Origin of the sequence: Rhodanobacter thiooxydans (assembly GCF_030291135.1) — a bacterium.
GTDB classification, from domain to species: domain Bacteria; phylum Pseudomonadota; class Gammaproteobacteria; order Xanthomonadales; family Rhodanobacteraceae; genus Rhodanobacter; species Rhodanobacter thiooxydans_A.
This window is the reverse complement of the sequence record NZ_CP127409.1, coordinates 708827-733753: the sequence shown is the minus strand read 5'-3', so window position 1 is coordinate 733753 and position 24927 is coordinate 708827. Positions and strand designations below refer to the sequence as shown.

Here is a 24927-nt window from a genome sequence, read left to right as displayed (position 1 = left end):
GGGCAAGTATGCGCGGAGACGCGCGCAGGGAGAACCGTCCGCGACTTCACGTTTCTTCCACATCGTCTTCGCCAAGCACGGCCGACAACGCCAGCGGCATGTCATCGTCGCGGCGAAGCAGCCACGGCTGCTCGCGATACCAGCCGCCCAGCTGCCAGCCGCGCAGGCGATGCTGCCGCTCGTGCTGGCGATCCCACAGCAGCACGCCGCGGTCATGGTGCATGCGCGCGGCGAACCAGCGCCCACCCGGGCTGAAGGCGGCCTGCGCGCCGACGCCGTCGATGCGTTCGCCGATTTCAAAAAGGTACGCGCCATCACGGTAGGCCACGCGGCCGCCCAGTGGATCGACCAGACCGTCCGCGGCGACCTGCCATGTCGGCGGCTGCAGCTCGATGATCTCCGCGGGCGGACCGATCGGCGCCATCGCCAGTTCCGGCCACTCGGCGAATGGCGCCGCCGCCGGCGCGCGGCGCAGCGCGCGATCGAGCCAGGCCTCCAGGCCAGCCAGCAGCGTGTAGCCGGCCAGCGCGCCCAGCAAGGCCGCGCCCCAGGCAAACGCGTCGCCACCCAGTGCCCGCTGCAGCGCGAACAGCACGCCCGGCAGACCCCAGCGCAAGGCGCGCCGGATCAACGCGACATGTTCGACGGCCAGCCGGTGCTGCAGCAAGGTCACCACCGCCGCCAGCGCCAGCAGCAGCGGCAGACCCAGCCACCACGGCAGCAAGGCCAGCAGGACCAGCCAGGCCACGCGCGCCAGCACGCCACGCCACGCCGGCCTGCGGCGCCGGGCCACCGCTCAGCGCCTCGTTGCCTGGCGGGCGCTCAGCCGCACCACGCGCGGGCGTTGCGGAACATGCGCATCCACGGTGAATCCTCGCCCCACTGCTCCGGATGCCAGCTCAGCTGCACGCTGCGGAAGACGCGCTCGGGGTGCGGCATCATGATCGTCACGCGGCCATCGGCGGCGGTGAAGCCGGCCAGGCCGCCCGGCGAGCCGTTGGTGTTGAGCGGGAAATTCTCGGTCGGCTTGCCGCGGTTGTCGACGAAGCGCACCGCGCCGTTCGACTTCGACGGGCTGCAGGCGTGCGGGAAACTGACCCGGCCCTCGCCGTGCGCCACCGCCACCGGAATCCGCGAACCGGCCATGCCCTTGAAGAAGAGGCTTGGCGTGTCGAGGATCTCCAGCGTGGCCAGGCGCGCCTCGTACTGTTCGGACGCGTTGCGCAGGAACTTCGGCCAGTGCTGCGCGCCGGGAATGATCTCCTTCAGCTGCGACAGCATCTGGCAACCGTTGCATACGCCCAGCGCGAACTTCGTCGGGTCGGCGAAGAACGCGGTGAACTCGGCGCGCAGCCTGTCGTTGTACAGGATCGAGGTGGCCCAGCCGCGGCCGGCGCCGAGCACGTCGCCGTAGGAAAAACCACCGCAGGCGGCGAAGCCGCGGAAGTCCGCCAGCTTGATCCGCCCGCTGGCCAGATCGGACATGTGCACGTCCACCGCGTCGAAGCCGGCGCGGGTGAACGCGGCCGACATCTCGACTTGGCCGTTGACGCCCTGCTCGCGCAGGACCGCGATGCGCGGGCGTTCGCCCTTGCCGATGAACGGCGCGGCGATGTCCTGCGCCGGATCGAAGGTGAGCTTCGGGGTGATGCCCGGATCGGCATCGTCGAGTCGCCATTCGGATTCGGCATCGGCGCTGAGCGGGTTGTCGCGCAGGCGCTGCATCGCGTGGCTGGTCTCGTTCCATGCCTTGAACAGCGTGCTCCAGTGCCACTTGAACAAGGTCTCGCCGCCGAGGAACAGCTTGATCCCCAGCTTCTCCTTCGGCCGGCCGATGCGATGACTGATGCCAGCCAACCCGTGCCTGATCAACAGCGCCTCGAACGCCTCGCGGTTCGCCTCGGCCACCTGCACCACCGCGCCGAGTTCCTCGTTGAACAGCGCACGCAGGGTCGCCTCAGCCCAGCCGTCCAGATGGATTTCCAGGCCGCAGTGGCCGGCAAACGCCATCTCCAGCAAGGTGGTGATGACGCCGCCGTCGGAGCGGTCGTGGTAGGCCAGCAGCAGGCCGCTCGCGTTCGCTTCCTGGATCAGCTCGAACAGCGCGCGCAATCGCTTCGCGTCGTCCAGGTTCGGCGGCACGCCGCCGCCGCGGTTGAACACCTGGGTCAGCGCCGAGCCGCCGAGACGGTCGCGCCCCGCGCCCAGGTCGAGCAGCCACAACTCGGTGGCGCCGCGATCCAGCCGCAACTGCGGGGTGAGCGTGCGACGCACGTCGCCGACGCGGGCAAAACCGGTGATCACCAGCGACACCGGCGACACCGTCCGTTGCGCGGTGCCGCCGTCCTGCCACACGGTCTGCATCGACAGCGAGTCCTTGCCGACCGGGATGGAGATCTCCAGCTCGGGGCACAATTCCATGCCGATCGCCTTGACCGCATCGAACAGCGCGGCGTCCTCACCCGGATGGTTGACCGCAGCCATCCAGTTCGCCGACAGGCGCACTTCGCCGAGGCTGGCGATCGACGCCGCAGCCAGGTTGGTGATCGCCTCGCCGACCGTCAGCCGCGCCGCGTCGGCGCTGGAGAGCAGGGCCACCGGCGCACGCTCGGCCATCGCCATTGCCTCGCCGGCATAGCCGTCGAAGTCGGCGATGGTCACCGCGCAGTCGGCCACCGGCACCTGCCACGGGCCGACCATCGGGTCGCGCGCATTCAGGCCGCCGACGGTGCGGTCGCCGATGGTGATCAGGAAACTCTTGCTGCCCACGCCGGGCAGGCGCAGCACGCGCAGCAGCGCTTCGTCCATGCCGATGCCGGTGAGGTCCGGCACCAGGTCGACGCGCGCCTTGTGCCGCGTGGCGTCGCGATGCATCCGCGGCGGCTTGCCGAACAGTACGTCCATCGGCAGGTCGATCACGGTCAGCCCGCGGCGCGGGTCGGTCAGCACCAGCTGGCGCTCGACCGTGGCGTCGCCGACGACGGCATACGGGCAGCGCTCGCGCATGCACATCGCCTCGAACTCAGCCAGATTCTCCGGACCGATCGCCAGCACGTAGCGTTCCTGCGATTCGTTGCTCCACACCTGCATCGGCGACAGCGAGGGGTCGTCGCAGGGAATCTTCGACAGGTCGATCACGCCGCCGACGCCGGCGTCGTTGAGCAGCTCGGGAATCGCGTTGGACAGGCCGCCGGCGCCGACGTCGTGCACGCTGACGATCGGGTTGTTTTCACCGCGCGCCCAGCAGGCGTCGATCACTTCCTGGCAGCGCCGCTCCATCTCGGCGTTGTCGCGCTGCACCGAGGCGAAGTCCAGCTCCGCGCTTGACGCGCCGCCGGCGACCGACGAGGCCGCACCGCCGCCCAGGCCGATCAGCATGGCCGGGCCGCCCAGCACGATCACCTTGTTGCCCGGCTGCACCGCGCGTTTCAGCACGTGGCCGGGGCGCAGATTGGCCAGCCCGCCGGCCAGCATGATCGGCTTGTCGTAGCCGCGGCGCAGGCCGGGTTCGGCGCTCTCGTGCTCGTAGCTGCGGAAATAGCCGCCCAGACAGGCACGGCCGAATTCGTTGTTGAACGCGGCGGCGCCGAGCGGGCCGTCGCGCATGATCTCGAACGCGCTGGCCATGCGCGGCGGCAGCGGGCGCTCCACTTCCCACGGCCGTGGCAGGCCGGGAATGCGCAGGTCGGACACCGAGAAGCCGGTGAGCCCGGCCTTCGGCTTGCCGCCACGGCCGGTGGCGCCCTCGTCGCGGATCTCGCCGCCGGCGCCGGTGGCCGCGCCGGGCCAGGGCGCGATCGCGGTGGGGTGGTTGTGCGTTTCCACCTTGATCGCGTAGTCGATGCGTTCCTCGTGAGCGCGCCACACGCCATCGGCTGGATCGGCGAAGAAGCGCCGGCCGGTGCTGCCCTCGATCACTGCCGCGTTGTCCGAATAGGCGGACAGCGTATGTGCGGGTGAGCGCTGGTGGGTGTGCTTGATCATGCCGAACAGGGTCTTGTCCTGTTCCGCGCCGTCGACCGCCCAGCTGGCGTTGAACACCTTGTGACGGCAGTGCTCGGAGTTCGCCTGGGCGAACATGAACAGCTCGGCGTCGGTGGGATCGCGGCCAAGCTCGGCGTAGCGGTCGACCAGGTAGTCGATCTCGTCGTCAGCCAGCGCCAGGCCCAGCCGCAGGTTCGCCGCAGCCAGTGCGGCCTGCGGCTCGGCGCCCAGCGCCACGTGCACCAGGTCGCCGGGCGAGCCAGCCAGGAACAGGCCTTGCGCGTCGTCGATGCGGGTCAGCACCGATTGCGTCATCGCGTCGTGCAGCACTGCCATGATCGCGGCATGGTCCGGCGCCTCGGCCGGCGGCAGGCCGGCGACCTGCCAGGCCAGGCCGCGCTCCACCCGGCGCACGTCGAAACCGGCGCCATGCAGGATGTCGGTGGCCTTGCTCGACCACGGCGAGATCGTGCCCAGCCGCGGCACCACCCACAGCGTGGCCGACTCGGGCAGCGCATCCTTCGCTTCCAGCACGGCCAGCAGGCGCTCGCGCAGCTCGCCTTCCGGCACCGTGCCGGCGTCGACGAAATAGACGAACCACGACGCCTGCACGCGCACGCCGCGATGCAGGGCATCCAGGCGGGCATTGAGGCGTTCGAGGCGGAACGGCGAGAGGGCGTTCTGCCCGTCGAGTGCGATCATGCGGGGAACGGCGCTATGCGAGGAAAACGCCTATTCTAACCCATGCTGCAATACGGCATAAGCCAAGGCCGGAGCCCCGCCCTTACGTTCCGTTCCCAGCCTTGCCGCTCAAGGGGCTTTCTTCGGTCGCAGGAGCGGGAGGCGAAGCTCAGCCGCCCTGCTGCAGCGCCTGCAGCAGCTGCTCGGGGGTCACATAACCACCCAGCACGCGCCCATCCGGCCCATAGATCGTCGGGGTGCCGCTGACGCCCAGCTTCACGCCCAGGTTGAACTGGTCCTTGACCGGGTTGGTGCAGGTCGCCGGCGCCGGCGCACGGCCATCCTTCGCGGCGGTGAACGCGGCCTTGCGGTCCTTGGCGCACCACACCGAGGCCATCTCGGCGTAGGTCGGCGTGGGCCGGCCGGCGGTGGTCACCAGGCCTTCGCGCGGCCACGCCAGGTACTCCACCGCGATGCCTTCCTTGTTGAACGCGGCCACGTGCTCGTGCAGTGCGCGGCAGAAGCCGCAGTTCACGTCGGTGAACACGGTCACCGTGTACTTCGGGTTCGCCGGCGCGAACACGATGCGATCGGACGCCGGCACCTTGGCCAGCTCGGCCTTGCGGAAACGCGCCCAGGCGGCGTCGCTGATGTTCTGCTTGCGGCTCAGGTCGATCACGTCGCCATGCATCGCGTACTTGCCATCGGTGCTGACGTAGAGCAACTGGCCGGCGGCGATCACCTGATAGAAGCCCGGCATCGGCGCCGGCTCGATCGAATCGACCTGCACGTTCGCCGCCAGGCTGTGGATCGCCTGCCGCACCATCTGCTGAGCCGCCGGCGTTACCGCCGCGCTGGCGGCCGGCGTCGCATCGTTTTCGGCAGCACAGGCAGCCAGGGAAAGTCCGCCGATGCACAGCGCCAGCAACAATTTCTTCAACATCACCAACCTCGTTCGATCCGTGGCCGGCGCGTTCGCCGGTGGCAGACACGCATTCTCGCACAGGCAGCTGAACGCCATTGGGTGCACGATGCCGCAGAAAGCGATGATCGGCGCCCCGGTTCGATGGTAGATTTTCGCGACACCGCCGCCCGAAACGGACCGGCAGTACAGCCCGGCCGCACGCGGCCTTTCCCGACAACCTGAATCGCCCGGCGGAATCCCCGTGATCATTTGCGCCCCCAACGTACTGACCGCCGAGGAACTCGGCACGATACGCAGCGAACTCCAGGGCGCCCCGTTCGTCGACGGCGCCAGCACGGCCGGCTGGTCGGCACGCGAGGTGAAGAAAAACCTGCAGATCGACATCAACACCGAAAGCCAGGCCCGGCTGCGGGAGATCGTGCGCAGCGCCTTCCTGCGCAACACCATGCTGCAGGCGGCGATCCTGCCGTCCGCGATGACGCAGGTCCTGTTCAACCGTTACGACGTCGGCATGCAATACGGCCGGCACGTCGATGCCCCGGTGATGGGCGGCCTGGGCAGCACGGTGCGCACCGACGTGGCGATCACGGTGTTCCTGTCCGACCCCACCAGCTACACCGGCGGCGACCTGGTGGTGGATACCAACGGCGTGGAATACGGCTTCAAGCTGGATGCCGGCTCCGCCATCGCCTACCCGGCCAACTCCCTGCACCACGTCACCCCGGTCACCCAGGGCGCACGTTACGCCGCCATCATCTGGGTGCAGAGCCAGGTGCGCGACGCTGGCAAGCGCGAGCTGTTGTGGGACCTGGACAACGCCAAGCGGCAGATCTTCGGCCGCGAGGGCAAGAGCGCCACCTTCGACACCATCAGCAAGTCGCATGCGAACCTGCTGCGCATGTGGGCGGAGGTGTAATTCACGGGTCGTGACATTAGAGAACCAAGCTATTTTATCCTTTTGAATTCGAATTCTGCCCAATGCAAATCTTTATTGGAAGCGAAGAGATCTTCTGATCAAATGCCATGAATTCTTTTGCATTCTGATCCAAGTAGTAAACTTGTAAAGTGTAGCAAGGACCAACCACACCATACATATGCTGGATAAGCTTCAAGTCGAAGGACCCTCCGTAAAACCATCTTGGGTGAAGATCAAGATACGAATTTGCGCTTAGCGGCTCAGCATTAATTGTGCTCTGGAGCTCTCTCTCGATACCTCTTTCCCTGATCACAAAATGAATAACACCAACTAACGGATCCATGGAAAGTGTTTTATTAATTCTCACGTAATCGTCAGAGGTGTTTTCAATTTTGATAGCGAGATCACTTCCAGATCGCACCAAGGTCAATCGAACGACCGGAGAACCAACTCCTTGCCCCGAGCACACTCCCGTCAAGAGTAAAAGCGTGACTAATAAAATGTAACCTATTTTTTTCACTCGATTAATCCTCATACTCACCCCCGCGGATGATGCTGCGCATGCAGCCGCCTCAGGCCTTCTTTCGCCACCAGCGTGTAGATCTGTGTAGTGCTGAGCGAGCTGTGGCCGAGCAGCATCTGCAGCGCGCGCAGGTCGGCGCCGTGGTTGAGAAGGTGGGTGGCGAAGGAGTGGCGCAGCACGTGCGGCGAGATGCGTTTCGGGTTGATGCCGACTTTCAGCGCGTAGCGCTTGACCAGGGTCCAGAACATCTGCCGGGTCATGCCTTCGCCGCGCTGGCTGAGGAACAGCGCCGCCGGCTGGCGGCCTTTCGCCAGCGCCGGCCGCGCCTCGGCCAGGTAGGCGCCGATGCGCGCCAGTGCTTCCTCGCCGACCGGCACCAGCCGGTCCTTGCCGCCCTTGCCGGTGACCCGCAGCACGCCCTGGCGCGGATTCAGCGCGGCCAGCGGCAACTCCACCAGTTCGGACACGCGCAGGCCGGAGGCGTACATCAGCTCCAGCATCGCGCGGTCGCGCAGGCCCAGCGTGGTGCTGGTGTCGGGCGCGTCGAGCAGGCCTTCGATCTCGCGTTCGGCCAGCGCCTTGGGCAGACTGCGCGGCAGCTTCGGGCGTTCGATCAGCAGGGTCGGATCGGCGAAACCCGGCTCGCTGCGGGCGAGTAACGCGTAGTAGCGGCGGAACGCCGACTGCCGCCGCGCGATCGAGCGCACCGCCGCCGGCTGCGCGCCGTGGTAGGCGGAGATGTCCTCGCGCCGTGCCGTGTGCAGGGTGCGTCCACGCGCCGCGAGCCAGCGCGCCAGCGCCTCCAGGTCGCGGCGGTAGGCCTCCAGCGTGCGGTCGGCCAGGCCGTCCTCCGACCAGACCCGTTCCACAAACGCGTTGATGCCCAGCCGGTCGGCTTCGGCGATACTGGCGCGGTTTTCTTCCTTCCTCATGCGCACGATGCTGGCCATTGCACGCGCACTACGCAAGCGACCGAGCCACGATGCCCGTGAACCCTGCCACCACCGACACGCCCTGCCCGCTGTGGCGCCGCCTGCTGGCGCTGGTCTACGACCTGCTGATCGTGGTGGCGATCGTGATGGTGGTGGGGCTGCTGTGCCAGCTGGCCACCGGCGGCAACCTGATCCGCACCGGCGCGACGACGGTGGTGCCGGTGTGGTACCAGGCGCTGCAGGGCGCGGTGGTGGCGGCGTATTTCATCGGCTCGTGGCGGCGCGGCGGGCAGACGCTGGGCATGCGGCCGTGGCGCATCCGGGTCACCCGCGACGACGGCGGCACGCTTACGCTGCAGCAGGCACTGATCCGCGTGCTGGTGGTCGCCGCGCCGCTGGTGCTGTTGCTGCTGGCGCCGGCGGCCGGATTGCGCGCGACGTTGTGGACGCTGCTGGCGGTGTGGGCCGGCTGGTTCGCCGTGGCTTTGTTCGACCCGCACCGCCGCGCGCTGCACGACATCGCGGCCGGCACCGAGATCCGCGTGCTGGGCTGAGAGGTTGTGATTTTTCAACCTCGAAGCCCGGCCATGGATGGCCGGGCGCGGATCGGGCACGCAAGTGCCTGATTCGCGTGAGCGAGTCCGGACATGTGCCGGACTCGCGACGGAAGAAAACCACAGGAAGTGGTTTTCTTCACAAGCGCTGAGCTTCACACTTCGCTCAGCGCATCCACGCTTCAATCCGCCGATGCCCGCATCGCACCCTGCCGAAAGCCGCAGCAACGCCGAACTGATCCGCGCCAACCGCGGCTTCTACGAATCGCTGTGGTCAGAGTCGAAACTGATCGGGCCGGAACGTTTCAACACGTGGCCGCTGCTGCGCGAACTGGCCGACGCCGCACCGCGCCGGCTGGAGGTGGCACCCGGCCTGCGCCCACGGCTGCCGTTGCACGGCACCTGCTTCGTCGATCTGAGCCATGCCGCGCTGCGTCGCCTGCAGGCAAGCGGCGCCAACGCGGTACACGGCATGATCGGCGCCCTGCCATGCGGCGACGACAGCTTCGACCTGGTTTGCGCGCTCGACATCCTCGAACACGTCGCCGACGACGATGGCGCGCTGGCCGAACTGGCGCGCGTGGCCGCACCCGGCGCCAGCGTGCTGCTGTCGGTGCCGCTGCATCCAACGGCATGGACCGCGTTCGACGACTTCGTCGGCCACTGCCGCCGCTACGAACCGGAGCGGATCGTGGCGCTGCTCGCGCGGCACGGTTTCACCATCGAACGCAGCGCGGTGTACGGCATGCAGCCGAAGTCCTCGCGCCTGCTCGGACTCGGCCAGTGGTACCTCACCCACCGGCGCGAGCGCGCGATGTGGTGGTACAACCGGGTGTTCATGCCGCTCGGCCTGCGCTTCCAGAAACCGCTGCGATGGCGCGAGGGTCTGGGCGATACGGACGGAGTCGACGAACTGTTGCTGCGCTGCCGTTACCGTCCGGTGGCAACGCCAAGTCACTGATTGGACAGGGCACCGCGATTGCGGCGTCGCAACACGCAGCGATCAAACAGCGCTAAGATGGCGCCTTCGTCTCCGGCTCGCCCACTTCCGATGCTCTATCAGATCCACGAATGGCAACGCTCGTTCCTCGGCCCGTTGAGCCACTTCGCGCAGGCCAGCGCGCGCATGCTCAACGGCACCAGCAGTCCGTTCGCGCAGATGCCCGGCGTGCAGCGGATGGCCGCCGGCTACGAGCTGATGCATCGCCTCGGCAAGGATTACGAGAAGCCCGAGTTCGGCATCCACACCGCCACTGCGCACGAGCACGAGATCGCGGTGATCGAACGGGTCGCGCTGGACAAGCCGTTCTGCCAGCTGAAGCGCTTCAAGCGCTTCAGCGACGATCCGTCCACCATCGAGAAGATGAAGAACGATCCGGTGGTGCTGGTGGTGGCGCCGCTGTCCGGCCACCACGCCACGCTGCTGCGCGACACCGTGCGCACGCTGCTGCGCGACCACAAGGTCTACATCACCGACTGGGTCGATGCACGCATGGTGCCAGCCGCGGCCGGCACGTTCGGACTTGACGACTACATTGCCTACGTCGAGGCGTTCATCCGCCACATCGGCGCATCCACGCTGCACGTGATCTCGGTCTGCCAGCCGACCGTGCCGGTGCTGGCGGCAGTGTCGCTGATGGCCGCACGCGGCGAAGCCACCCCGCGCAGCATGACCATGATGGGCGGCCCGATCGACCCGCGCTGCAGTCCCACCAGCGTCAACAACCTGGCCACTACCCAGCCGCTGTCCTGGTTCAAGGGCAACGTGATCCACACCGTGCCGCCGAACTACCCCGGCCACGGCCGCGAGGTCTATCCGGGCTTTCTGCAGCACGCGGGGTTCATCGCGATGAACCCCGGCCGCCACCTCAATTCGCACTGGGATTTCTACCAGGACCTGCTGCGCGGCGACCTCGACGACGCCGAATCGCACCGCAAGTTCTACGACGAATACAACGCCGTGCTGGACATGCCGGCCAGGTTCTACCTCGACACGATCGACAAGGTGTTCCAGCAGTTCCTGCTGCCACGCGACCTGTGGGACGTGGCCGGCGAACGGGTGAACCCCGCCGCGATTGAACGCACTGCCCTGCTCACCATCGAGGGTGAGCTGGACGACATCTCCGGCCTCGGCCAGACCGAAGCCGCGCACGACCTGTGCAGCAGCATCCCGGCCAAGCGCCGCGCACACAAGGTGATCGAAGGCGCCGGCCATTACGGCATCTTCAGCGGCCGCCGCTGGCGCGAGACGGTCTACCCGCAGGTGCGCGACTTCATCCGCCAGTTCGACGCCGCCCCCGCAGACTTGCGCAGCGTGGCGAAGGTCAGCCGCGCGCGAAAAACGCGCTGAACGCCGCGACGACGCGCTCGATGCCATCGTCGTCGATGTCCAGATGGGTCACCAGGCGCAGCGTGGGCAGGTAGCCGATGCTGATGCGGATGCCGGCCTCGCGCAGATGGACGTCCAGTTCGCGCAGTCGCTCGGCGGGCACGTCGATGAACACCATGTTGGTGTACTGGCCGAGCAGGTCGATACCGACGATCTCGCGCAGGCGGCCGGCCAGGTAGGCCGCACGGCGATGGTCGTCGGCCAGCCGCGCCACGTGGTGATCCAGCGCGTATTGGGCCGCCGCGGCGAGCATGCCGGCCTGGCGCCAGCCGCCACCGGTGACCTTGCGCCAGCGGCGCGCCTTGTCGACCAGCGCGTGCGAACCGAGCAGCACCGAACCGACCGGCGCGCCGAGGCCCTTGGACAGGCACACCGACACCGTGTCGAAATGCCGCGCGATCTCGCGCGCCGGCACGTTGCAGGCAACGGCGGCATTGAACAGGCGCGCGCCATCCAGGTGCAGGCCGAGTCCGTGCGCGCGTGCCGTGTCATGGGCCGCCTGCAGATAGTCCAGCGGCAGGGTGCGGCCGTGCCAGGTGTTCTCCAGCGCCAGCACGCGGGTGCGCGCGAAGTGCGGGTCGACCGGCTTGATCGCCGCCTCGATGCGCTCCAGCGGCAGGCTGCCATCGGCCGCCTGCACGATCGGCTGCGGCTGGATCGAGCCGAGCACCGCCGCGCCGCCGCCCTCGAACTTGTAGGTGTGCGCGTCCATGCCGACCAGGTATTCGTCGCCGCGTTCGCAGTGGCTCATCAGCGCCAGCAGGTTGGACTGGGTGCCGCTGGGCACGAACAGGCCGGCGTCGAAACCGAGCTCGTCGGCGAGGCGCTGCTGCAATGCGTTGACCGTGGGGTCCTCGCCGTAGACGTCGTCGCCGACCTCGGCCGCCAGCATCGCCGCGCGCATCGCCGCGGTCGGACGCGTCACTGTGTCGCTGCGCAGATCAACCCATTCCACGATTCACCCCCTGCTGTCGACAAAGAAGGCCAGCTTGGCCGCATCGGGCGTTCCGGGCAAGCATGTGTGCCGGCGCGAAGCGCTCAGACGCGCCGACGGAAATACAGCCAGGCCGCCGTCACCAGGATCAGCGCCGGCAGCAGGTTCGCCAGCAGCGGCGGCATGCCGTACACGGTGCCGAAATTCACCATCGCCTGCTGCAGGAAGTACCAGCCCAGCGCGAGCAGGATGCCGATGAACATGCGCTTGCCCAGGCCGCCGGAGCGCAGCGAGCCGAACGCGAACGGCATTGCGCACAGCACCAGCACCAGCACGTTGAGCGGATACAGCGCACGCCCCCAGAATGCCACCGCGTACGTGCCCGGACTCTGGCCGTTGCCTTGCAGATAGTCCATGTTGCGGCGCAGGTCGCGCATGGAAAGGTATTGCGGCTGGATCACCGATTGCGCCAGCACCTGCGGATCGAGGCTGGACGGCCACGGCAGCGCGGCCGCGGTGCTGGCATGGGTGCCTTGCGCATCCAGCGTGGTGACGCGGACATCATGCAGCACCCATTGCCGGCCGTTGTGCTCGGCAGTCCTGGCCCACACGAAGCGCTCGAGCCTGCCGTCAGTGGTGAAGGTGAACACGCGCACGTCGCTGAGCTGCACCGTGCCGACGCCATCGCGCAGTTTCAGCGAGGTGCCGCGGGCGTTGATCACGTCATTGCCGTCGCGCGCCCACAGACCGCTGCTGGTGCTCATGCCGAGGTTGCCGGGCTTCGCCCGCGTCTGCATCGTCTGCGCCTGCTGGTCGCCCCACGGTGCCAGCGTCTCGCCCATGATCACCACACCGACGATCAGCACCGCGACCACGCCCACCGCGGAGCCGGCGATGCGCAGCCGCGACATGCCGGCCGCGCGCAGCGCGGTGAGCTCGCCGGTGCCGGCCAGCCCGCCCAGGCCGAGCAGGCCGCCGATCAGCGCGGCGTTGCCGAACATCTCGTAGGCGCGGCGCGGAAACGTCACCAGCACGTAGGCCACCGCATTGCTCAGCGTGTAACCGTGCTTGCCGACGTTGCCGAGCTGGCGCAACAGCTGGGTCACCGCATCGAAGCCGGTCAGCACCAGCCACACCATCAGCAGCGAGCCGAGCACGCTCATCGCCACCAGCCGGTCGACGCGCTTGATGTTGAACACCGTCATGCCGGCACACCCGGCGACGGCACCCGCAGCTTGCGCGGGGAATACTGCTTCCACAGCATCCACAAGGCCAGCACCAGCACCAGCGCATGCAGCGCCCACAGCGGCGCCTCGCTATGCCAGTGGCCCTTGCCGATCTGCGCGCGGCCCAGCGCCAGCAGGGTGTAGTAGAGATAGAACGTGAGCACCGCCAGCAGCAGGCGACCGTACTTCGGCTCGCGCGGACTCTGCCGCGACAGCGGCAGCGCCAGCAGCAGCAGCACGAAGGTCAGCGGCGGCGCGTTGGCGCGCCAGGCCAACTCGGCGCGGTCGTCCGGGTCGTCCGACCGGGCCAGCGCCCAGCTGCTCTTCGAATGTGCCGGATCGTCGTCTTCGTTGGCCTGCACGCTGGACAGCGAGGTGTCGTTGCGCTGGTACTGCATCTGCCGCCAGTTGTTCAGGCCCAGCGGAATGTCGTACTGCCAGCCGTCCTTGAACGCGATGAAGCGGCCGTCGCCGTTGCTCTCCTGGTACAGCTCGCCGCTGGCTGCGCTGACCACTTTCAGGTGCGGCGGGCCGTCCTTGCTGTCGCTCTGGGTCGCCACGAACGTGCGCCCCAGCTTGCTGCCGTCGCGGCTGAGGCTGTCGACGAAGATGATGCCGCCCTTGCCGGGCAGCTCGGTGAAACGCCCTGCGTCCAGGCCCGCCGCGATCACCGAACGGTTCGCCTCCGCCACCAGCGCGTCGCTGGTGCGCACCGCCCACGGCCCCAGCCACAGCGAGACCAGCGTGGTGATCGCCACCAGCACCGCGCCGAGCATCAGCACCGGCCGCAGCAACCCGCGCGGCCCCATGCCGGAGGACGACAGCACGTGCATCTCGCTCTCGCGGTACATCCGCCCCAGCCCCAGCAGCACGCCGACGAAACTGGCCAGCGGCATCATGTTGGTGAGTCCGTCGAGCGTGCGCAGGCCGAGCACCTGGAACATCACGCTGGGCGGGAAGCTGCCGTTGGCGACCTGCTGCAGCACCTTGGCGAACGCGCTGCCGGCCACGACCACCAGCAGCACCACCACGGTGGCAGCCACGGTCTGCGCCAGCTCGCGCAGGAAATAGCGGTCGAGGATGCTCAGCATGCAATAAACTTGTCCGCTTGAACGGCCCGGCCCGATCGGCCGGCAAACCGCAAGTCTAGCCTGTCCGGCCGCAAGCCGGGCCCATGCAGGAACCCCCGATGACACTCCAGTTCAGCCTCGGCACCACCGCCCCCGCCACCGTCGACAGCGCCTGCGTGCTGGTCGGCGTTTACGAACAGGGCGTGCTGACCAGTGCGGCTGCCCAGCTGGACAGTGCCGCCGGTGGAATGATCAAGCGCCAGGTGGAGAGCGGCGACATCAGCGGCAAGGCCGGCAGCACCACGCTGCTGTTCGCGCCGACCGGCGTCGCCGCACAACGCGTACTGGTGGTCGGCCTGGGCGCGCAGAAATCGTTCGATGCGGCGCGCTACCAGAAGGTGAACATCGAGGCCGCGCGCGCGCTCGGCCGCCTGCCGGTGGCGAACGCGGTGTCCTACCTCAGCGAGGTGGACGTGCCCGGCCGCGACGGCGCCTGGCGCGTACGCATCGCCGCGCTGGCCTGCGACCACGCCGCGTACCGTTACACCGCCACGTTCAAGCCGCGCGACAAGAGCAAGCAGACGGAGCTGGCCGCGCTGACGTTCGCCGCCGGAGCCGACGCGCAGCGCGGGCTGGACCACGCGGTGGCGATCGCCGAGGGCGTGCACTTCGCCCGCGAGCTGGCCAACCTGCCGCCGAACATCTGCAACCCGGCGTACATCGCCGCGCAGGCGCAGGCCTTCGCCGACGCGCAGGACAAGGTCAGTTGCAACGTGCTCGACGAGGCCGCGATGGCGAAGCTCGGCTTCGGCTCGCTGCTCGCGGTGGCGCGCGGCTCGGTCAACAAGCCGCGCCTGATCGCGCTTGAATACAAGGGCGGCAACGACGGCGACAAGCCGTACGCGCTGGTAGGCAAGGGCGTCACCTTCGACTCCGGCGGCATCAGCCTGAAGCCCGGCGCCGGCATGGAGGAAATGAAGTTCGACATGGGCGGCGCCGCCGGCGTGCTCGGCGCGTTCGTGGCCGCGGTGAAGATGGGCCTGAAGCTCAACCTGGTCTGCGTGGTGCCGGCCGTGGAGAACATGCCCGACGGCGACAGCTATCGCCCCAGCGACGTGCTGACCAGCCTGTCCGGCCTCACCATCGAAGTGCTCAACACCGACGCCGAAGGCCGGCTGATCCTGTGCGATGCGCTGACCTACACCGCGCAGACCTGGCAGCCGCAGGCACTGATCGACGCCGCCACGCTCACCGGCGCCTGCGTGATCGCGCTGGGCAAGCACGCCAGCGGCCTGATGAGCAAGCACGACGACCTCGCCGCCGAACTGCTCGCCGCCGGCGAGGAAACCCTCGACCGTGCCTGGCGCCTGCCGCTGTGGGATGACTACCAGGCGCAGCTCGACTCCGGCTTCGCCGACGTCGCCAACATCGGCGGCAAGAGCGCCGGCGCGATCACTGCCGGCTGCTTCCTGTCGCGCTTCACCGACGGCCAGCGCTGGGCCCATCTGGACATCGCCGGCACTGCCTGGGAGGAAGGCCGCAAGGGCCTCGCCACCGGCCGTCCGGTGGCACTGCTGGCGCAGTGGCTGCTGGATCGCGCTGGCTGAGCGCATCCCGGAGCCGACCGCCATGCCCCGAGCCGACTTCTACCTGATCGACAAGCCGCGCTTCCGCGAACAGCCACTGCTGCTCGTCTGCGAGCTGGCGAAAAAGGCGTTCGCGGGGCAGCAGCCGACGCTGATCCTGACCCGCGACCACGACCAAGCGCAGGCGCTGGACGAACTGCTGTGGGCATTCGACGACGACGCGATGATCCCGCACCAGCTGGCCGGCGACGATGACGACGACGAGGTCGCGGTGCTGATCGTGCCGCCCGGCGTCGACAGCGCCGACCGCCCGCTGCTGATCAACCTGCGCGAGACCTGCCCCGCCGGCCGCTACCAGCGCGTGCTGGAGGTGGTGGCCGCCGATCCCGCCGAACGCGACGGCTCGCGCACGCGCTGGCGCGAATACCAGCGACTGGGTTTCGAGCTGCACAAATACGACATGTGACGCTCATGCCGGCGCGGTGGCACCGTCCACCACCCGCGCCAGCGCGCCGACCAGTTGCTCGCCGCTGAGCGGCTTGTGCAGGAAGCCGTCCATGCCCACCGCACGCGCCTTCGCCTCGTCCTCGCTGCCCTGGCGGGCGGTCACCGCCACGATCGGCAGGTGCTGCCCCGCGTGCTCGCGCTGGCGGATCAGCCGCGCCACCTGGAAACCGTCGACGCCCGGCAGGTCCAGGTCCAGCAGCACCGCATCGAACTGCGTGTGCGCCAGCTCGGCCAGCGCGGCCAGCCCGTTGACCACGTGCACCACCGCGTGGCCCTCGCGCTCCAGCAGACCGCGGATCACTGCCGCCACGATGGTGTCGTCCTCCACCAGCAGCAGCCGGTAGCTGCGCCCACTTGGCCGCTCCACCGGCGGCGGCACCACCGCCGGCTCGGCCAGCGGCAGCCGTACCCGGAACGTGCTGCCGTACCCCAGCCGCGACTCCAGCTCGATGCTGCCGCCCATCATGTCCACCAGCTCGCGGCAGATCGCCAGGCCCAAGCCGCTGCCGGCGCGCCGCTGCGGGCTGTCGGCCTGCTCGAAGCGCTGGAACAGCCGCGCCTGGCTCGCCTCGGGAATGCCCGGGCCGGTGTCGCTGATGCTGAACTGCAGACCGTCGGGCTGGCGCTGCGCACTCAGCGTGACACTGCCGTGCTCGGTGAACTTCAACGCGTTGTTGGCCAGGTTCAGCAGGATCTGCTTGATCCGCACCGCGTCGCCGAGCAGTTGCGCTGGCAGGTCCCCGGCCACGTCGAGCACGAAGCGGATGCCCTTGGCGTGCGCCAGGCCCTGTTCCAGCTGCGCCACGTCCTCCAGCAGTTGCCGCGGCTCGAACGGCACCGGCTCCAGTTCCAGCTTGCCCGCCTCGATCCGGGCCAGGTCCAGCGCATCGTTGAGCAGCTTCAGCAGCATCCCGCCGGAACGCTGCATCGCCTGCGTGTAGCCCTGCTGCTGCCGGTCCAGCGGCGTGCTCAGGAGCAGCTCGGCCATGCCCATCACGCCGGTCATCGGGGTGCGGATCTCGTGGCTCAGCGTGGCCAGGAACTGCGTCTTCGCCGCGCTCGCCGCCTCCGCCAGCTGCCGCTGCTGCTCGACCAGCTGCACGTGGTGGCGCTGCGCCATGCGCCGCCGCCAGCTGCGCAGCACCAGGCCGACCAGCGCCGCCAGCAGCAACACATAGATGACCCATGCCCACCAGCGCAGCCACGGCGGGGCCTGCACATGGATGCTGATCGGCGTGGCCAGCCCGACCCAGCGATCACCGGCACCGGCAGCCTGCACTTCCAGCGTGTAATCGCCCGCGGCAAGCCCCGCAAAATCCCGCTCGGCACGATTGCCCGCATCGACCCAGCCGCTGTCGAACCCGTGCAACCGGAAGCGGTAGCGGTTGACCGCGGGGTTGACGTACGAAGCGAGCCGTACACCGACGCGCAGGTCACGATCGCGCCAGCCCAGTTGCACCACCTTGCTGTCGAGGGCGATGGCGCGTACTTCGCCGGCGCGTTGCACGTTGAGATACGCCAGCGACAACGCCGGCAACGAGCCGGTCTTCTCCGTCTGCAACAGCCGTTCGGGCTGGAATGCCACGACGCCGCCGCTGCTGGCGACAAATATCATTCCGTCGGGCGCCATGGCGGTCGCGGTACCGTCGAAATTTGCATTCGACAGGCCATGCGCCGGACCAAACGACTTGAAGCGGCGCGTGTGCTGATCGAACAGCCACAGGCCCGGATTGGCAAACACCCATAACCGGCCCTGTCGATCCACCCGCAAGTCGCGCAGATCGGACTTGGGCTCCTCGTGGCCGAAATCGATGCTGTCATCTTGCACTGCACGTCCGTCGGCATACCGGTAGTGTTCGATCGCCGAGTCACTGGTGGCCAGCCAGAAGCCCGTCGCATCGAAGGCGAAAGCAACGATCTCCTGACGCGGTATGCCCGGCACGAAATGCAGTTTCCCGTCCTTGTCATCCTGCCGCAGCAAGCCGCCCTCGCTCGCATACCAGAGGCTGCCCGCATGGAAAGTGATCTGATCGGGACGCAGGATGCCGTCGCTGCCCTGCTCCATCGGCACCGGTGTGATGACCAGGCTGTCGGGGTCGACGACGAACACGCCTTCATTCCATGAGGCGACGTACATCCGTCCAGCGTCGCCAGCACAGAGCAGCACGGGCCGTGTCACCCGCGCATGGCCGAGATCGATCGAAGCGAGCTTGCCCCGGTCGAGCAGATGGAGCTGGGGCGGGCTGTCGATCCACAGGCGGCCACGCGTGTCCTCCGCCAGCGACACGATCTGCCCCTGGATGCCCCGCACGACATGCTGTATCCGGCCGGTGACCGCATCCAGCTTGTCGATCCAGCCATCGTTGCCACCCAGCCACAACCTGCCATCACGACTCATCAGAATCGTCGACGCCGCAATGCCGGTCAGACTGTCGGCATCATCCGGAATGTGGGTAAAGCGGGAGAACCCGCTCCATCCCGGCGGCAGGTAGGCGATGCTGGATTGATCGAAGGTGATCCACAGTCCACCTTCGCCATCGAGAGTCGTCTGCCACGTCTTGTTGCCGGGCAGCCCACCCTGCAACAACGGTTGAGCGGCGATCCGCTGCAGCTGCCCATCGAGATGGTCTCCGTCGACAGGATTCGCGTCGACGCGGTCCAGAAAGACACCATCGGCCGTGGCTATCCACAGCCGCCCCGAAGCGTCACGAGTGCTGCTCATGATCCGTTGCGATGACAGCTGCCGGCTCGCCAGCGGCCGCGCCACGCCATCGGCACCGATGATCAGCAGACCGCCGGTCAGCGACACCCGGATCTCGCCGTGCCCGCCGTCGATGCGCCAGGTCTTGCTCAGGTCGCCGCGAAACGAGGGATCCACCGGCACCTTGCGCACCGTGCCGTCGGGCTCGCGCAGGTACAGGCCACTTTCCGCGCCGATCCACAGGCGACCGTCGGCCCCGGCAAACAGCGCCCGCGTCTGGCCGAACGAGGCGGAGCGTTTCCCACCGCCAACGTCCAGCGGCATGTGGTCGAACCCGCTTCCATCCGGTCGCATACGATCGAGGCCGCCCTCCGTGGCCACCCACAACGTGCCGTCGGCCGTCTGTGCCATGTCCCAGACTTCATCGCTGGCCAGGCTGGCCGCCTGCTTGTCATCGTGGGTCCACCACCGGAAGCGCTCGCTCTTCTGGTCATAGGCAATCAGCCCGGTCGAAATGCCACCGGTCCAGACCCGGTTGTCGCGATCGATCAGCAGGGAATACGTGGGGTTGGCGGGCAAGGAGTTCGGGTCATCCGTCGCATGCCGGAACACCTTGAAGCCGACCCCGTCGAAGCGCACCAGGCCGCCGGCCGAGCCAAACCACATCAGGCCGTTGTGATCCTGTGCCACGGCGTAGATCGCGCCGCTGGGCAAGCCGTCCATCGTCCCGTAGCGGCGGAACTGCGGCGTCGGCAACGGACCGGCCGCCTGTGTGTCCGGCGCCACGGGTTCCGCCAGGACAGCGGGCATGGACACAAACAACGCGCCCAGGACCACGCCCAGCAGCCAAGCGGACAACCTTGATCCGTTCCCCATCAGTCCCCCTGATCCGGCGCTGCGAATCCGCACCGGCCTCGGCCGAAGCCGCGTCCCGACACACGATAGTGCCAAAACCACGTCGCGGGCGCGAACAGGCGTGCGCAAGGTCGACGCCAGGAAGCTGGCTAGAATGCGCGGATGTCCCGACGCCTGCGATTGCTGTTCTCCGCGCTAGCCATGGCCGCCTTGCTATGGCTGCTGTTCGCGGCCGCCGAACGTGCGCTCGCCCTGGCGCAACGCTTCCTCGCGTTGCCGACCTGGCTGCAATGGACGCTGGGCGGCGTGCTGCTGATCTTCGCCGCGGCCGGCCTCGCCGTGCTGTGGTGGCTGCTGCGTCCGCGCCGCAAGCGCCGGCCGCCGCCGGCACCCAATCGCGGCAGCCTGGAGCAGCGCATCGGCCAGCTGCGCGAACGCGGCGCCGACACCGGCGCGCTCGCCGCCGAACTGGGCGAGCTCGATCGCCGCCGCGCCAGCGCGCGCGTCTACGTGGCGCTGTTCGGCGAAATATCCACCGGCAAGTCCAGCCTGATCCGCGCACTGGCACCGCACGCACAGGTCGCCAGCGACGCCCGCGGCGGCACCACCCGCGCCATCGACCACTACGACGGCAGCCTGCCGGACGGCCGCACGCTGGTACTGGCTGACGTGCCCGGCAGCCGCGAGGCCGGCGGCGAGGCGCACGAAACGCTGGCGCGCGAGGAAGCACTGCGCGCGCACGCCGTGATCTATCTTTGTGCCGGCGACCTCAACCGTAGCCAGGCCGACGAACTGCGCTGGCTGGCCGACTTCGGCAAGCCGCTGCTGCTGGTACTGAACAAGGCCGACCAGTGGAACGATGCCGAACTCGATCAATTGCTGGCGCGCCTGCGCCGACACGCCCACGGCGTCGCCAGCGCCGTGCTGGCGGTCAGTGCCGGCGGCAGCGAGCGCTACCAACGCCAGCTTGCCGACGGCAGTACCGAGTCGGTCGAACGCCAACGCAAGCCCGCGATCGAACCGCTGCTGCAGGCCCTCGAACGGCTCACCGCACCCGGCGCCGAAGGCCTGGAGGATCTGCGCGAGAACGCCGTGCTGGCCGGCCTGCACCAGCGCACCGGCACGCTGGAAGCGCAAACCCGCGCCGAGGAAGCCGAGCGCATCGTGCGCAAGTACGCCCGCCGCGCCATCGTCGGCGCTCTGGCCGCGGTGGCGCCGGGCAGCGACCTGGTGATCCAGGGCGTGCTTGCCACCGGCCTCACCCGCGCGCTGGCCGAGCTGTACGGTGTCAAGGTCAGCGAGGTGCAGATCGAGGATTTCGTGCAGCAGGCCAAACTCACCCTGCGCACCGGCAGCTCGATCGTGCTGGCCGTCGCCGGCAACGCGCTGAAGGCGTTCCCCGGCCTCGGCACGTTGGGTGGCGGCGTGCTGCACGCCTTCGCCTACGCGCTGATCTTCGACTCGATGGGCCGTGCTCTTGCCGCCTCGTTGGCCGAACGCCACAGCCTCGACCAGGACGACGCCGGCGCCCGTCTCAAGGAACTACTCGCCGACGCCGGCGGCACACGCCTGCGCCAGCTGGCCACGCTGACCATGGAAGCGGTGCGCGAGCGCGAACGCGCGAACTGATCCACGAGCTGATTTTGAGAACGGGGCTGTCGCCCCGCGAATCGCTATGGCGTGCCGGCGAACGCCGCGCGCAGCCAGTCATGCATCAGCCGGTAGCTGCGGGTGGCGGCACGCTCGTCGTAGCGGCAGCCCGGCGAGTTCTCGCCGATTTCGGTGAAGCAGTGCACGGCGTGGCCGAGCACCACGAACTGCCAGTCGGCAGGGCTCATGCGCATCTCGTCCATGAACTTGTCCGCGTCGGGCATGGTGCCCTTGTCGTCGGCGCCGTTCATCACCAGCACGCGTGCCTTGATGTTCTTAGCCAACGCCGGGTTGTCGGTATCCAGGCCACCGTGGAACGACACCACCGCGGCCACATCGGCACCGCTGCGCGCAAGGTCGAGTACCGCCGAGCCGCCGAAACAGAAACCGATGGCGGCGAGCTTCGATGCGTCGAGCGGCGCACTGGCTGCCTGCGCCTTCAGCTGGCCCAGCGCCAGGTTGATCCGCTTGCGCATCAGCGCGCGATCGGCGTACAGCGGCTTCACCGCCGCCTGCGCCTGATCGGCATTACCCGGCTGCGGACGCACGCCGGCGCCGTACATGTCGGTGAGCAGGATCACGTATTCCTTGCCGGCGATCATCTCGGCCTTCTTTACCGCCACGTCGTTGATGCCGTACCAGTTCGGCACCATCACCAGCCCGGGCCGCTTCGCGCTCGACGCGTCGTCGTAGACCAGTACGCTGTGGAAACGGGTGCCGTCCTGCGTCCACTCGACCGGGCGGCGCACCATCTTCGCCTGTATCGAAAAACTCGAACCGGCCAGCAACAGCAGACAGCAAAGTCGGGCGATACGCATGGTTGATCCTCCGGTGGGTTGGCAGCGCCCTCCCCTGCACGCAGGGGAGTGTTGGGGTGGGGTCGCTCTTGATCTTCAAGCCAAGAGCTTCACCCCCTCCCGGCCTCCCCCTGCGAACGGGGGGAGGGGCAAAGATCAAAGTCCGGCGGCGTGTTCCGAGAACCGCCGCTTCAGTGGCGCGAATCGATCCAGCAGGCGCACGCCGACGCTGCGCGCGGCAACCAGCGCCGGCGACTGCCATGCGTAGATGCGCGCCAGCGCGTCGAAGCCCAGCGCGTCCAGCGTGTCGGCGCTGCGCCGGCGGCGCGCGTAGCGGCGCAGCACGTGGGCGGCGCCGATGTCGCGGCCGGCCGCGCGGGCGTCGACCAGCGTGTCGCGCAATTCGGCCACGTCGCGCAGGCCCAGGTTGACGCCCTGCCCGGCCAGCGGATGCACCGCGTGCGCGGCATCCCCCAGCAACACGACACGGTCGGCCTGGTAGCGCTCGGCCAGTTGCAGCTTCAACGGGAACGCCGCACGCGGCGTGCTGGCGACGATCCGGCCCAGCCGGAAGTCGCTGGCCACGCCGAGTTCGTCGAGGAAAGTCTTGTCGTCCAGCGCCAGCACCCGCTGCGCCTCGGTCTCGGGCAGCGACCACACGATCGAGCTGCGCCCGTCCGCCAGCGGCAGCAGCGCCAGCGGGCCGCCCGGCAGGAAACGCTGCCAGGCGGTGTCCTGGTGCGGGCGCTCGGTGGCGACGTGCGCCACTACCGCGCGCTGCGCGTAGTCGCGGCCACGCGTGCCAATGCCGGCCAGCCGGCGCAGTGGCGAGGCAGCGCCGTCGGCCGCCACCAGCAGGCCCGCTGCCAATGTCTCGCCGGTGGTCAACTCCAGCTGGATGCGATCCTCGCGCGCCTCGAAACCTTTCACTTCGGCCGGGCACAGCCGGCGCACGCCGGCAGCTCCCAGCGCCTGCCACAGCGTCCATTGCACCAGGTTGTTCTCGACGATATAGCCGAGCCGGTCGCGGCCCTCGCTGACCGCGTCGAAATCGATCGCCGCGCCGCTTTCGGCATCCCACACGTGCATGCGCGTGTAAGGGCCGGCGCGAGCGTGGCGGATGGACGTCCAGACGTCCAGTTCGTCAAGCAATGTCAGCGACGACGGCGCCAGCCCGACCACGCGCAGGTCCACCTCGGCGCTCGCGTCCCATGCCACCGGCGCGCGCGCCTCCAGCAAAGCGGTGCTGAAGCCGGCCCGTGCCAGCGCCAGCGCAGCGGCGGCGCCGACCATGCCGCCGCCGACCACGGCCACGTCCAGCGCGGGGGCGCGGCGGCGGGAAGGCATGTCCTGCAGCGGAGCGTTCATGGCAGGCGCTCCAGCACCGCCAAAGGCGGCTCGCCGCGAAAACCCATGCCGCGTCGCGCCAGTGCGCGCTGCAGCGGCGGCAGCCGGTCGCAGGCCAGCAAGGCCAGCGAGCGCAGCGGCGCCAGCAGCGGTTGCGGCAGGCAGGCCAGCCGCACCAGGCCGTGGCTCATCGCCATGGTGCCAGTGCGGTCTGGCGCGCGCCGCGCAGCGTAGCGCGCCAGCAGATCGGCAGCGCCCGGATCGGGTGCGCCCGCCACCAGCTCGGCCAGGGTCAGCGCATCGCGCAGGCCCAGGTTGAAACCCTGCGCGCCGATCGGATGCACGGTCTGTGCCGCGTTGCCGACCAGCACCGCGCGTGGTGCGACGAGCTGCGTCGCCGCCACCCGGTGGATCGCATACGGATGGCGCCTGCCGGGTCGACTCAGGCGACCCAGCCGCCAGCCGAAGCGACGCTGTGCCAGGTCGATAAAACCCGCATCGTCCAGCGCGACTACCGCCTCGGCCTCGTCGGCGGACACCGTGAGCACCAGGCCGCAGCGGCGCTCAGCCAGCGGCAGCAACGCGACCGGCCCGTCGTCGGCAAAACGTTCGTACGCGCGGTTTGCGTGGTCGCGTTCCGGGGTGACCGTGCACACGAACAAGGTCTGCCGATAGTCGTGCCGTTCGGCGTCGATGCCGAGCTGCGCACGTACGAACGAATGCGTGCCGTCGGCGCCGACCAGCAGCGGCGTATCGAGGCTGCGCGTCCCGTCGCCGGTTTCGATCTGCGCGCGCCAGCCGCCGGCCAGCGGCTGCAGCGCGGACAGGGTGGCCGGCGCCAGCCGGGTCAGCCGGGTGCATTCGTCCAGCCGGCGCAGCAGCGCGGCGCCGAGCTCGCGCGCCGGCAGGGTCCAGCCCAGTGCATCGACGCCCTGTTTGTCGGCATCGATGCGCGCGCTGCCGAACTCGCCGGCACGGCTGACATGGATGTGCCGGATCGGCGTGGCGCGGGCGGCGGCATGCCGCCACACGCCGATCGCCGCCAGCCCGTTGACGGTGGCCCGGGCCAGCGCCAGGTTGCGCTCGTCGTAGCTGGGCTGGGCATCGGCGCGCGGCGCGGCGGCCTCGACCAGGGTGGCGGCGATGCCGGCGGCATCCAGCGCGATCGCCAGGCTGGCGCCGACCAGGCCGCCACCAACGATCAGCACGCCGCCCTCGACAGGGGTTGCGGAGGGATTCATGCCCGGATGATACGCGCGGGCACGACGTCTCCGCACCGGGCGGCGTGACACCGGCGCATCGGCCCGGCCGCATTGGGCTAAACTTCGACATCTGTATTCAGCCGAGCAG

Annotated in this window: 18 protein-coding genes; 7 read left to right on the top strand and 11 right to left on the bottom strand. The window is 68.8% G+C overall.

Annotated features, from left to right (window positions below; all coding sequences use genetic code 11):
- Nucleotides 1-46: 46 nt before the first annotated feature.
- From QQA13_RS03145 to QQA13_RS03135, 3 genes are all read right to left on the bottom strand, one after another.
- Nucleotides 47-793 (bottom strand): hypothetical protein, encoded by a 747-nt coding sequence (locus QQA13_RS03145; RefSeq protein ID WP_108472683.1) that lies wholly within the window; start codon nt 791-793, stop codon nt 47-49.
- A gap of 29 nt (nt 794-822) precedes the next feature.
- Entirely contained in the window at nt 823-4686 is a 3864-nt protein-coding gene (gene purL / locus QQA13_RS03140; protein WP_108472682.1) for a phosphoribosylformylglycinamidine synthase, read from the bottom strand.
- 148 nt (nt 4687-4834) lie between these two features.
- Nucleotides 4835-5605: a DsbC family protein gene (locus tag QQA13_RS03135; RefSeq protein WP_199909876.1), complete on the bottom strand. Its 771-nt coding sequence runs from the start codon at nt 5603-5605 to the stop codon at nt 4835-4837.
- A 226-nt stretch (nt 5606-5831) separates the two neighbouring features.
- Between QQA13_RS03135 and QQA13_RS03130 the strand changes: the two genes are divergently transcribed.
- Nucleotides 5832-6506: a Fe2+-dependent dioxygenase gene (locus QQA13_RS03130; protein ID WP_108472680.1), complete on the top strand. Its 675-nt coding sequence runs from the start codon at nt 5832-5834 to the stop codon at nt 6504-6506.
- Nucleotides 6507-7043: 537 nt separating this feature from the next.
- Here the strand turns inward: QQA13_RS03130 and xerD are convergent.
- Nucleotides 7044-7961, bottom strand: a complete 918-nt coding sequence (gene xerD, locus QQA13_RS03125) for a site-specific tyrosine recombinase XerD (RefSeq protein WP_108472805.1) — start codon at nt 7959-7961, stop codon at nt 7044-7046.
- 50 nt (nt 7962-8011) lie between these two features.
- Here xerD and QQA13_RS03120 point away from each other — a divergent pair, with 50 nt between their 5' ends.
- The 3 genes from QQA13_RS03120 (at nt 8012) to QQA13_RS03110 (ending at nt 10865) form a co-directional block, all read left to right on the top strand.
- A complete protein-coding gene (locus QQA13_RS03120) occupies nt 8012-8515 on the top strand; it encodes an RDD family protein (protein ID WP_108472679.1) in 504 nt (167 codons plus the stop codon).
- Between the two features lie 193 nt (nt 8516-8708).
- Nucleotides 8709-9476 carry a class I SAM-dependent methyltransferase gene (locus QQA13_RS03115; RefSeq protein WP_108472678.1) on the top strand — a complete coding sequence of 256 codons (768 nt, stop codon included), beginning with the start codon at nt 8709-8711 and terminating at the stop codon, nt 9474-9476.
- A gap of 90 nt (nt 9477-9566) precedes the next feature.
- Nucleotides 9567-10865: a polyhydroxyalkanoate depolymerase gene (locus QQA13_RS03110; RefSeq protein WP_108472677.1), complete on the top strand. Its 1299-nt coding sequence runs from the start codon at nt 9567-9569 to the stop codon at nt 10863-10865.
- Here QQA13_RS03110 and ltaE read toward each other — a convergent pair.
- The 3 genes from ltaE to lptF form a co-directional block, all read right to left on the bottom strand.
- Entirely contained in the window at nt 10840-11859 is a 1020-nt protein-coding gene (ltaE, locus tag QQA13_RS03105; RefSeq protein ID WP_108472676.1) for a low-specificity L-threonine aldolase, read from the bottom strand. The two genes, QQA13_RS03110 and ltaE, sit on opposite strands and share 26 nt — an antisense overlap.
- Before the next feature lie 83 nt (nt 11860-11942).
- Nucleotides 11943-13043 (bottom strand): LPS export ABC transporter permease LptG, encoded by a 1101-nt coding sequence (gene lptG / locus QQA13_RS03100; RefSeq protein ID WP_108472675.1) that lies wholly within the window; start codon nt 13041-13043, stop codon nt 11943-11945.
- Entirely contained in the window at nt 13040-14155 is a 1116-nt protein-coding gene (gene lptF / locus QQA13_RS03095) for an LPS export ABC transporter permease LptF (RefSeq protein ID WP_108472674.1), read from the bottom strand. The genes lptG and lptF overlap by 4 nt, the downstream gene beginning before the upstream one ends.
- Nucleotides 14156-14253: 98 nt before the next feature.
- Between lptF and QQA13_RS03090 the strand changes: the two genes are divergently transcribed.
- Together QQA13_RS03090 and QQA13_RS03085 are read left to right on the top strand one after the other, a co-directional pair.
- Nucleotides 14254-15741, top strand: coding sequence for a leucyl aminopeptidase (locus tag QQA13_RS03090; protein ID WP_108472673.1), 1488 nt, complete (start codon nt 14254-14256; stop codon nt 15739-15741).
- Nucleotides 15742-15763: 22 nt separating this feature from the next.
- Nucleotides 15764-16186: a DNA polymerase III subunit chi gene (locus QQA13_RS03085; RefSeq protein ID WP_108472672.1), complete on the top strand. Its 423-nt coding sequence runs from the start codon at nt 15764-15766 to the stop codon at nt 16184-16186.
- Between the two features lie 3 nt (nt 16187-16189).
- Here the strand turns inward: QQA13_RS03085 and QQA13_RS03080 are convergent, their stop codons facing one another.
- A complete protein-coding gene (locus QQA13_RS03080) occupies nt 16190-19738 on the bottom strand; it encodes a hybrid sensor histidine kinase/response regulator (RefSeq protein WP_286042471.1) in 3549 nt (1182 codons plus the stop codon).
- Between the two features lie 207 nt (nt 19739-19945).
- Between QQA13_RS03080 and QQA13_RS03075 the strand changes: the two genes are divergently transcribed.
- Nucleotides 19946-21412 (top strand): GTPase domain-containing protein, encoded by a 1467-nt coding sequence (locus QQA13_RS03075; RefSeq protein WP_108472670.1) that lies wholly within the window; start codon nt 19946-19948, stop codon nt 21410-21412.
- Between the two features lie 44 nt (nt 21413-21456).
- Here QQA13_RS03075 and QQA13_RS03070 read toward each other — a convergent pair whose 3' ends face one another.
- From QQA13_RS03070 to ubiH, 3 genes are all read right to left on the bottom strand, one after another.
- Nucleotides 21457-22251 (bottom strand): dienelactone hydrolase family protein, encoded by a 795-nt coding sequence (locus tag QQA13_RS03070; protein ID WP_108472669.1) that lies wholly within the window; start codon nt 22249-22251, stop codon nt 21457-21459.
- A gap of 135 nt (nt 22252-22386) precedes the next feature.
- A complete protein-coding gene (locus tag QQA13_RS03065; RefSeq protein WP_108472668.1) occupies nt 22387-23598 on the bottom strand; it encodes a UbiH/UbiF/VisC/COQ6 family ubiquinone biosynthesis hydroxylase in 1212 nt (403 codons plus the stop codon).
- Nucleotides 23595-24818, bottom strand: a complete 1224-nt coding sequence (gene ubiH / locus QQA13_RS03060; protein ID WP_108472667.1) for a 2-octaprenyl-6-methoxyphenyl hydroxylase — start codon at nt 24816-24818, stop codon at nt 23595-23597. Before ubiH ends, QQA13_RS03065 begins: the two co-directional genes overlap by 4 nt.
- Between the last annotated feature and the right edge of the window lie 109 nt (nt 24819-24927).

What these genes read in the sequence shown, in the direction of transcription:
- QQA13_RS03115 (WP_108472678.1), top strand. Translation starts at nt 8,709, where the DNA reads ATGCCCGCATCGCACCCTGCCGAAAGCCGCAGCAACGCCGAACTGATC.
- QQA13_RS03070 (WP_108472669.1), bottom strand. Translation starts at nt 22,251, where the DNA reads ATGCGTATCGCCCGACTTTGCTGTCTGCTGTTGCTGGCCGGTTCGAGT.
- QQA13_RS03080 (WP_286042471.1), bottom strand. Translation starts at nt 19,738, where the DNA reads ATGCCCGCTGTCCTGGCGGAACCCGTGGCGCCGGACACACAGGCGGCC.
- QQA13_RS03085 (WP_108472672.1), top strand. Translation starts at nt 15,764, where the DNA reads ATGCCCCGAGCCGACTTCTACCTGATCGACAAGCCGCGCTTCCGCGAA.
- lptF (WP_108472674.1), bottom strand. Translation starts at nt 14,155, where the DNA reads ATGCTGAGCATCCTCGACCGCTATTTCCTGCGCGAGCTGGCGCAGACC.
- purL (WP_108472682.1), bottom strand. Translation starts at nt 4,686, where the DNA reads ATGATCGCACTCGACGGGCAGAACGCCCTCTCGCCGTTCCGCCTCGAA.
- QQA13_RS03075 (WP_108472670.1), top strand. Translation starts at nt 19,946, where the DNA reads ATGTCCCGACGCCTGCGATTGCTGTTCTCCGCGCTAGCCATGGCCGCC.
- lptG (WP_108472675.1), bottom strand. Translation starts at nt 13,043, where the DNA reads ATGACGGTGTTCAACATCAAGCGCGTCGACCGGCTGGTGGCGATGAGC.
- QQA13_RS03090 (WP_108472673.1), top strand. Translation starts at nt 14,254, where the DNA reads ATGACACTCCAGTTCAGCCTCGGCACCACCGCCCCCGCCACCGTCGAC.
- QQA13_RS03065 (WP_108472668.1), bottom strand. Translation starts at nt 23,598, where the DNA reads ATGAACGCTCCGCTGCAGGACATGCCTTCCCGCCGCCGCGCCCCCGCG.
- ubiH (WP_108472667.1), bottom strand. Translation starts at nt 24,818, where the DNA reads ATGAATCCCTCCGCAACCCCTGTCGAGGGCGGCGTGCTGATCGTTGGT.
- QQA13_RS03110 (WP_108472677.1), top strand. Translation starts at nt 9,567, where the DNA reads ATGCTCTATCAGATCCACGAATGGCAACGCTCGTTCCTCGGCCCGTTG.
- QQA13_RS03120 (WP_108472679.1), top strand. Translation starts at nt 8,012, where the DNA reads ATGCCCGTGAACCCTGCCACCACCGACACGCCCTGCCCGCTGTGGCGC.
- xerD (WP_108472805.1), bottom strand. Translation starts at nt 7,961, where the DNA reads ATGAGGAAGGAAGAAAACCGCGCCAGTATCGCCGAAGCCGACCGGCTG.